At 59.6% G+C, this 8143-nt stretch carries 10 protein-coding genes; 1 reads left to right on the top strand and 9 read right to left on the bottom strand.

Annotated features, from left to right (window positions below; translation table 11 throughout):
• Positions 1–185: 185 nt before the first annotated feature.
• The 9 genes from D1646_RS12290 to D1646_RS12250 all read right to left on the bottom strand — a co-directional run bounded on the left by D1646_RS12290 (position 186) and on the right by D1646_RS12250 (position 7556).
• A complete protein-coding gene (locus D1646_RS12290; protein ID WP_160636744.1) occupies positions 186–998 on the bottom strand; it encodes an Mrp/NBP35 family ATP-binding protein in 813 nt (270 codons plus the stop codon).
• 76 nt (positions 999–1074) lie between these two features.
• The gene (locus tag D1646_RS12285) at positions 1075–3372 is read right to left on the bottom strand and encodes a penicillin-binding transpeptidase domain-containing protein (protein WP_160636743.1); all 2298 of its coding nucleotides are present in this window, start codon (positions 3370–3372) and stop codon (positions 1075–1077) included.
• 22 nt (positions 3373–3394) lie between these two features.
• Positions 3395–4318 (bottom strand): NTF2 fold immunity protein, encoded by a 924-nt coding sequence (locus tag D1646_RS12280; RefSeq protein ID WP_160636742.1) that lies wholly within the window; start codon positions 4316–4318, stop codon positions 3395–3397.
• Between the two features lie 31 nt (positions 4319–4349).
• A complete protein-coding gene (locus D1646_RS12275) occupies positions 4350–4862 on the bottom strand; it encodes a rod shape-determining protein MreD (RefSeq protein WP_160636741.1) in 513 nt (170 codons plus the stop codon).
• A gap of 37 nt (positions 4863–4899) precedes the next feature.
• Positions 4900–5742: a rod shape-determining protein MreC gene (mreC, locus tag D1646_RS12270; protein WP_160636740.1), complete on the bottom strand. Its 843-nt coding sequence runs from the start codon at positions 5740–5742 to the stop codon at positions 4900–4902.
• Positions 5739–6338, bottom strand: coding sequence for a Maf family protein (locus D1646_RS12265; RefSeq protein ID WP_160636739.1), 600 nt, complete (start codon positions 6336–6338; stop codon positions 5739–5741). Before D1646_RS12265 ends, mreC begins: the two co-directional genes overlap by 4 nt.
• 136 nt (positions 6339–6474) lie before the next feature.
• Complete coding sequence (locus D1646_RS12260) at positions 6475–6732, bottom strand: helix-turn-helix transcriptional regulator (protein WP_160636738.1); 258 nt, start codon at positions 6730–6732, stop codon at positions 6475–6477.
• 183 nt (positions 6733–6915) lie between these two features.
• The gene (locus D1646_RS12255; RefSeq protein ID WP_160636737.1) at positions 6916–7158 is read right to left on the bottom strand and encodes a helix-turn-helix transcriptional regulator; all 243 of its coding nucleotides are present in this window, start codon (positions 7156–7158) and stop codon (positions 6916–6918) included.
• A 155-nt stretch (positions 7159–7313) separates the two neighbouring features.
• Positions 7314–7556 carry a helix-turn-helix transcriptional regulator gene (locus D1646_RS12250; RefSeq protein WP_160636736.1) on the bottom strand — a complete coding sequence of 81 codons (243 nt, stop codon included), beginning with the start codon at positions 7554–7556 and terminating at the stop codon, positions 7314–7316.
• Between the two features lie 89 nt (positions 7557–7645).
• On the opposite strand from D1646_RS12250, the gene D1646_RS12245 reads away from it, so the two are divergent.
• Positions 7646–7897, top strand: a complete 252-nt coding sequence (locus tag D1646_RS12245; RefSeq protein ID WP_160636735.1) for a hypothetical protein — start codon at positions 7646–7648, stop codon at positions 7895–7897.
• The last annotated feature ends 246 nt before the right edge of the window (positions 7898–8143 follow it).

Raw genomic sequence — 8143 nt, 5'->3', positions numbered from 1 at the left:
GTGTACCTTTTGATAGTTGCTAAATTTATTTCAACACAAAACTACAGTTCTCCAAGGTACCAGGCTGCAATTTATATTGCTTTATGAAAATGCTGATGAAAAACTGCCTGCAAAACATGGAATCCATTGCGGCCCACAAAAAAACATCCCACCGGACGATTCCCGGTGGGATGTTTGATGATTGTTTAGCTGTCCAGCTGTGCAGCCAGTTCCAGCATATAGTTGGTGGGGGCCTCCTCGATTTTACCCGCGTCGAAGGCGGCGGCCAGGGCGGGGTCCATGGGCAGCTTGGCCAGCACGGGAATTTCCAGCTCGGCGGCCACAGTTTCAATGTGGCTCTCGCCGAAAATGGTGTGGCGCTTTCCGCAGTCGGGGCACTGGAAATAGCTGTAATTCTCCACCAGGCCCAGCACGGGGATATCCATCATCTTAGCCATATTCACCGCCTTGGACACGATCATGGACACCAGGTCCTGGGGGGAGGTGACCACGACGACTCCGTCCACGGGCAGGGACTGGAATACGGTAAGGGGCACGTCGCCAGTCCCCGGAGGCATATCCACAAACATATAGTCGATGTCGCCCCAGATCACCTCCTGCCAGAACTGGGTCACCACCCCGGCGATGACGGGCCCGCGCCAGATGACGGGGTCGGTCTCGTTGGCAGACAGCAGGTTCAGGGACATGAGCTTCACGCCGCCGGCGGAAATGGCGGGGTCGATCCCCGCGTCGGAACCGGTGGCCCGCTGATGGATGCCGAAAGCGGTGGGGATGGAGGGGCCGGTGATATCGGCGTCCAGCACCGCCACCTTGCGGCCCCGCTTGGCCATTGCCGCCGCCAGGGAGGCGGTGACGGTGCTCTTGCCCACGCCGCCCTTGCCGCTGACCACGGCGATGACCTGTTTCACACTGGACATGGAATTGGCCGGAACCCGCAGGTCCCGGGAACCGCAGTCGGCGGAGCAGCTGGAGCAGTCGTGGGTGCAGTTTTCTGCCATAATTGATACATCTCCTTATTGGATTGTTGACGGTTTGCGGGGAACCGGCCCCGCGATCACACACCCCGGGGCGGGGTCACCGAATCAGGGTATTTTCCTCGGGAATTTCCTCCCGGGTCTCCTGTGCGGTAAAGTAGTAGCTCAGCACCTCCGCTGACATGGAGGCCAGGGTGCTGCCGCTGGCGCCGTGCTCCACCACCATGGCCACGGCGATCTCCGGGTCGTCGTAGGGGGCGAAGCAGACGAAGACGGCGTGGGCCTCGGTCTGGGCGCTGACCTGGGCGGAGCCGGTCTTGGCGCCCACCTGAAAGGGCAGGTTCTGGAAATAGGGCCGGACGGAGGCGCTCTCAGTGGTCACCGCCAGCATTCCCGCCTTCACCGCCTCCAGGTTTTTGGGCTGGATGTCGATGGTGCTGAGGACTCGGGGCTCATAGGTGTGGACCACCTGGGAGAAGTCGCTGGATTTGACCTCTTTCAGCAGGTGCGTCGCGTTCCGGGTCCCCCCGTTTACCAGGGTTGCGATATAGTTGGCCAGCTGGAGCATGGTCACCTGGGTACTCTCCTGGCCGATGGCCACCGAGGTAATGCTGCCCTCATACCAGGTGCCCCCCAGGGACTCGGTAAAGGCAGGGCCGGCCATCACGCCGGCGGACTCGTTCAGCTCCAGTCCCGTTCGTTCTCCCAGGCCGAAGCGGTTGGCGTAGTCCACCAGGGTATCAATGCCCAGCCGGCGGCCCACATCGAAGAAAAAGTAGTTGCAGGACACCTCAATAGCCTTGGTCACGTTAATCAGGCCGTGGTAGCCCCGGTACTGCCGGTAGTACCAGCACTGAGGCGGGTTTACGTCGGTCCAATAGGTGTACCGCCCCTCATCCCGGATCTTGGTGGAGGGGGCTATGATATCCTCCTCCAGGCCGGCAACGGCGGTAATCATCTTGAAGGTGGAGCCCGGAGGGTAGACTCCCTGAAAGGCCCGGTTCAGGAAGGGTTTCAGGGGATTGCTGGCGTTCTCCTCATACTCCGCGTTGTAGTTGGCCAGGTCAAAGCTAGGGTAGGAGGCGGCGGCCAGCAGCTCGGCGTTCTTCACGTCCAGCACCACGCAGGCCGCGCCCTCCGTCTCCTCGCTCTCCAGCTTGGGGACCGAGTCGGCCAGCAGGTTTTCAATATAGCCCTGGAGGCCAATGTCCAGGGTGAGCATTACGTTGTTTCCCGGCTCGGGTTCCGACAGCCAGGTCTCTGCCATAATTTTGCCCTTTTTGTTCCGCTCCACCGTCTTTTTGCCCGGCTTGCCCCGCAGGTACTGTTCAAAAGCCTGCTCCGCGCCCCCCCGCCCCACGGTGTCGTTCATCTTATAGTCCCCCTCGCCGTCCCCGTCCAGGTCCAGATTGGTGTAATACTCCACCTCGTTTGCAAAGATGGGGGTCACCCGGCCCAGGAGGTGGGCGGCGTATTTGGTGTGGTACTGACGCACGGTGGTGGCCTCGATGATGACCCCTGTCAGGTCCTGCTCCTTGACCCGGGAGATGAAGCCGATATCCACGTCGGAGGCGAAGACGTACTCGGAGGCGATGTAGACCTCCCGGGAGCGCAGGTACAGCTCGTACAGGACCCCCGCCAACGCCCGGGCGTCCTCCGAGGACATATCCCCAATATTCAGCTCAGGGACGGTCTCTCCCGCTGCCTCCGCCGCCTTTTTGTCCACCGCGCCCTCCCCCTTGATCTCAAAGCTGGCGCACATTTGCCCCAGCAGCTGCTGGGCGCTGGGCAGAGGACGGGGCCCCGTCTCCGGAGGGGGAGCCTCCTCCGGCTTGTTCCCCTTCAGGAAGTTTTTGATCTTGTCGATCAGGCCGGGCTCCTTGGGAGCGGCGGCCTCTGCTGCCGGTTCCGCCACCTTGGTGGGGTCGTCGATCCACTTCATCTTCACTGCCAGCCTGCCCAGCTGGGTCAGAGTGCGCACCGCGCCCCCCTCCTCCGGATAGGAGACGGTGTAGAAGGGGGTCGTGGTGGTAAAGCGGAAGGGCTCGTCTGTGCTGATGGGCAGGTTGTCCGTCCACTCCACCCCCTCCGCCCGGGCCGCCCGGATCAGGGCCAGGATGGTATTGTTGCGCTCCTCCACGGTCTTCATCAGACTGGTATCCAGAGTCACCTGGTAGATCACCTTGTTGGACACCAGCACCTGGCCGTTGCGGTCCAAGATCTGACCCCGGCCCGACTCCACCGTCTGGGTCTCGGCGATGGTGTATTGGGTCTTTTTATAGTACTCCTCACCGTTGTTGATTTGCAGGTCGTACAGGGCGGCCCCCATGCCGGTGACCATCAGCGCCAGCAGCACCACCATGGCCCACACCCGGCGGTGGAATTGTTTGGTTTTCATTGCGTCTCCTTCTTATGGTGGTCTAAAAGCCGTGGAAGGACCACTTCCCCAGCTGACACCACTGGGCGTTGTCCAGCATCCAGCGGCCCTCCATTTGGCGCAGGAGGAAGCGGAAGTAGAAAATATCCTTCTCCGTGTAAATCCAAAATTTGTTCCTGGTAACCCGCTCTCCCGCAGTAATCCGGTGGCCGGGATAGGTGCCGCCGGCGGTTCCGTGGAGGTGGACCGGCCGGTAACCGGGTTTGGGCTTCCAACTGACCCGCCGGACGAACAGGTCCTCAATATCCTCCTGGATGTCAGGCGCGTCCATCCCCTTTTGCTCCAGCAGGGTCTCCCAACGGGTCATATCGTCAAAAAATGCCTCCAGGGCGGCAATGGGTCCGGCCAGCTCTGGGGCCTCCGGGGGCAAGGTGTTTTTCATCCCCTGGTAGGCGCGGGCGTCCTCAAAGGCCTTCCACTGCTCCCGCGTAAACAGCCCCGCCCGCCCCTGGTCGTCGTGCTGGTCGGTGTCGCTGATTCGCAGGCCGTTCCGCCAGTGGATGGCCAGCAGTCCCTGGGCGGTGATCCGGGGGCAGGCCGCGATGTAGAGCTGTTCCAGCCTTTTGATTTGGGCGGCCTGGGCCAGCCCCTCGTCGTCCAGGGCGGTGCGCTGAAGAAACAATTGCTTCAGGGGCAGGTCCTTCAACCGTTCCAGACCGTGTCCGGCAAGGGCTTGACAGCCCAGAAGGGAGAGCATATCCAGCTTGGGCATCCGGGCCAGCACGGGGAAACATTCGTCCCCCAGGGGGAGCCGCTCCAGGCAGAGACCGGAAAGCCTGGGGCACTGGACTGCGGCCTGCTCCAGATTTTCCAGGGTCGGGGAGGCCTCCAGGCGGGTTTTGCCGTCGCAGAGAAATCCGCCGTCCACGTATTCCAGGAAAGAGGTATTTGTGGGAAAGTCCTGCATATGGTTCCCCTCCACACTTAATTATGGCCTCTCATGCCAGCTTTGTTCCGCCGACCCGGTTGTAGATGGCCCGGAACAGCAGCCACACCAGGGGAGTCCAGGCCAGCGACCAGAGGAACTCCGGCACGGCCACCTGGAGCAGGTCGGACAGCCTGGCGGCGTTGATAAACAGGATGCGGGCGATGCGCAGCAGGTCCAGCAGGGCCAGAACGCCCGCGGAGCACAGGAGGCAGCCGATGAGGGACTGACTCAGGGCGTACTGGGACACCGCCCCCATGGCCATTCCGGCCAGAGCCAGGAAGAAGACCAGCCCGCCGAAGCCGCCGGGGTAGGCCAGTTCCCACAGCAGCCCCACCGCCATGCCGAAGCCGGTACCGGCGTAAGCCCCCTCCAGCACCGCCACCGCCGCCGCCGCCAGGGGCAGCAGCATGGGGGTGATCCCGAAGAGGGGCCAGCGGGGGAGGATATAGGCGTCCAGCGCCCACACGGGCAGCAGTCCCAGGGCGTAGACGGTCCATTTATGGATAAAATCACGGCGGGTCATGGGACACTCTCCTTAGGATCTGCGGGGCCGGCGGGCCCTACTCGATGATTTCAAAATCCTTGATGACAAATACCTTAATGAGCACGTCCAGGTCCACCGCCGGCTTCACCACGGCGTAGCGGGTCTGGCCGGAGGGGTCGGTAAAAACACCCTCCACCGTGCCCACCACCAGGCCGGAGGGGAAGATCTCGCCCCGGCCGGAGGTGAGCACCTCGTCGCCGGAGACCAGCTGGGCCCCCTCGGGCAGGTAGTTCATTTTCAGCCGTCCCTGGTTCATCAGGGCAAAGTCCCCTTCCAGAACCCCGGCGGAGTAGGTGCGGTTGACAATGCCCCCCATTTGGGTCTCGGTGTTGATGATGGTGGACACCGTGGACCAGTTGGTGCCCGTCTCGGCCACCACCCCCACCAGGACGCCCGTCTCGGTGACCACACAGTCCCCCGCCTCGATGCCGCTGGAGGAGCCCTTGTTCAGGGTCAGGGTGGACTCCCAGTTGGAGGTGGAGCGGCCGGTAATGCGCACGTCCTCAAAGGTGAAGTCCCGCCGCCGGGCCTGGAGGTTCAGCAGCTCCCGCAGCTGCTCGTTCTCCCGGATGGCCTCCTCCTTCTGGCGCAGCTCGTCCTCCAGCTCCCCCACCTGGCCCCGCAGCTCGGTGAGCTCCTGTTCCAGCTCCTGGTAGCGGAAGACGTAGGTGTAAACCCCCTCCATCCAGTCGGCAGCGGCGGAGACCCCTCCCCGAATGGGGCTGATGATGACGTTGACCACGTTGGACAGGGGGTCGGCCTGGCCGCCCAGAAAGGCGGAGGTGACCCCGATGAGAATGGACAGCAGCAGGGCAATGACCAGCAGCAGTATTCCATTTTGCCGGAGAAAATCTTTCACGCTTCTTGCTCCTTCTGCAACGCCAGCGCCAGGGGATCGACCCCAAAGCTGGTCAGGATGCGGCCCAGCCGGCACACCGGCAGGCCAACCACGTTGTAGTAGTCCCCTGTGATGCCCTCCACCAGCAGACAGCCGTAGCCCTGTATGCCGTAGGCCCCCGCCTTGTCCATGGACTCCCCGGTGGCTATGTAGCGGATAATGTCGGCGTCCGACAGGGCGCGGAAGCGGACCGAGGTCATCTCATGCTCGGTGACCAGCTTCCCGCCGCAGGCAACCGTTACGCCGGTGTATACCATGTGCAGCCGCCCGGACAGCGTGTGCAGCATTCGGGAGGCGTCCTCCTCGCTGCCCGGCTTGCCCAGGACCCGGTTGTTCACCGCTACCAGCGTGTCGGCGGCTATCACCAGCGCCTCCGGATGGGCGGCGGATACCTCAACGCACTTGCGCCGGGACAGCTCCTCCACCAGCCGGTCGGGAGTCAAAGTGCGGGTGGCAAGCTCCTCACCACGGACCGGGATAATCTCAAATTCGCTGAAACCCATTCGCTCCAGCAGCTCCCGCCGCCGGGGAGACTGGGAGGCTAATATGATCCTCATCGCTGCACCTCACTTTTGTCCTCGCCGGACGGGCCTTCTTTTTCTTGTAAGAAAAAGAAGCAAAAAGAACTTTTTCCTCGCTCTGACAGATTTGCAAATACTCCAGCCCCTTCGCCCGGTCTCGAGAGACCGTTTGTTACTCGTTTTTGAGTTGTTCCTCTGTCGGATACTTGGGCTCCGGGTCGTTGGTCAGCCCCAGCAGATAGTCGGAGGATACCCCGTAGTGCTGGCAAATCAGTGCAATGCGCTCGGCGGTGGTGGTATTACGGCCATGCTCAATGCCTGTGATTTGTGTTTCACCCACTCCTAACAATTCTGCCAGGACCCTTTGGGGTTCTCCATGCTTCTTTCTCTGCTCCAACACCCGTTGGCCAAACAATTCCTTTGAAAACATGGAATCACCTCTTGACAAGCTTAGTTTAACTGAGTATAATGATCTCCAGGAGCTCAGTATAACTGAGTATTTGGAGGTGCTAAACATGGAAAATATTTTAGAGCTACTATACACCGAATTGTCTCAAATGAAAATCCCTAATTATACAGGAAGGAAAAAGAATTTCCCACACCCCGTCAACACTCAGCTGTCCTTCTTGTAGTTGGGCTCCGGGTCGTCGGTCAGCCCCAGCAGATAGTCGGAGGATACCCCGTAGTGCTGGCAAATCAGTGCAATGCGCTCGGCAGAGGTGGTTCGATTTCCTCGTTCAATCTCGCTGATTTGATTTTTTCCAACTCCAAGCAGGTCCGCAAGGACGGCCTGTGTCTCGTGGTGCTCTTTTCTCAGCCCCATAATCCGCTGGCCGAACTCTTTTTTAGAAAACATTGCTCTACTCCTTGACAAGTCCACTAAAAGTGGTCACTCTAACAGGAGGTCTCAAGTATGGAAAGTATTTTAGAGCTACCATACACCGAATTGTCCCAAATGAAAATCCCTAATTATACAGGAAGGAAAAAGAATTTCCCACGCCCCGTCAACACTCAGCTGTCCTTCTTGTAGTTGGGCTCCGGGTCGTCAGTCAGCCCCAGCAGATAGTCGGAGGATACCCCGTAGTGCTGGCAGATTAGTGCAATGCGCTCGGCGGAGGTGGTAACATTGCCTTTTTCAATCCCACTAATCTGTCCCTTTTTAACGCCAATCAGCTCGCCAAGAAAAGTCTGCGTTTCGCCAGCTTTTTGCCGAAGTTCAAAGATTCGTTGGCCAAATATTTTTTTTGAGAACATACAGATACCCCTTGACAAGTCTATTTATAATGAACTATACTGAGAGCAGGAAGTCTATTTAAAATAGACTCCAAAAAGGAGGTTATAAAATGGAACGTATTTTAGAGCTACTATACACCGAATTGTCCCATATGAAAACCCCTGATTACCCGGGACGGGAAAAGGACCTGGAAGAATATTGGAAAATGTGCGACTTAATCGGACGTCAATATGGAGTGGAGTTTATGGACCACTACAGCGAATTGCAGGAAAGAGTAAAGGGAGACACTGAGAAGGAAAAATTTTTTTCTGGCTTTCGTGCCTGCGCCCGGCTCATCCTGGAAGCTCTAAAAGACGATTGACGCAGAAACAACGTTCCACCGTTCCTTCGGCCCAGCGTAGCCGGTGGGGATTGATTTGCTGGCACTGCTTCGACCGAAAAGCTCAAATAGAAGATAGTGCTCCAATCCCCCGCCCTCGCTTCGCTCGGGCACCCCCTTTGCCAAAGAGGGCAAGCGGCTGCGCCGCTTGTGTTGCCCTGCTTCGCAGGGCCCATCCCTCGTCCCGCCCGCAGGCGGCCTGGCCCCTTTGAAAAGGGGCGGAGCGGT

The sequence above is a fragment of the Pseudoflavonifractor sp. 60 genome, assembly GCF_009911645.1.
Classification (GTDB): Bacteria; Bacillota; Clostridia; order Oscillospirales; family Oscillospiraceae; genus Lawsonibacter.
The sequence above is the reverse complement of the archived record's forward strand: the minus strand, read 5'-3'. Positions and strand labels throughout refer to the sequence as shown.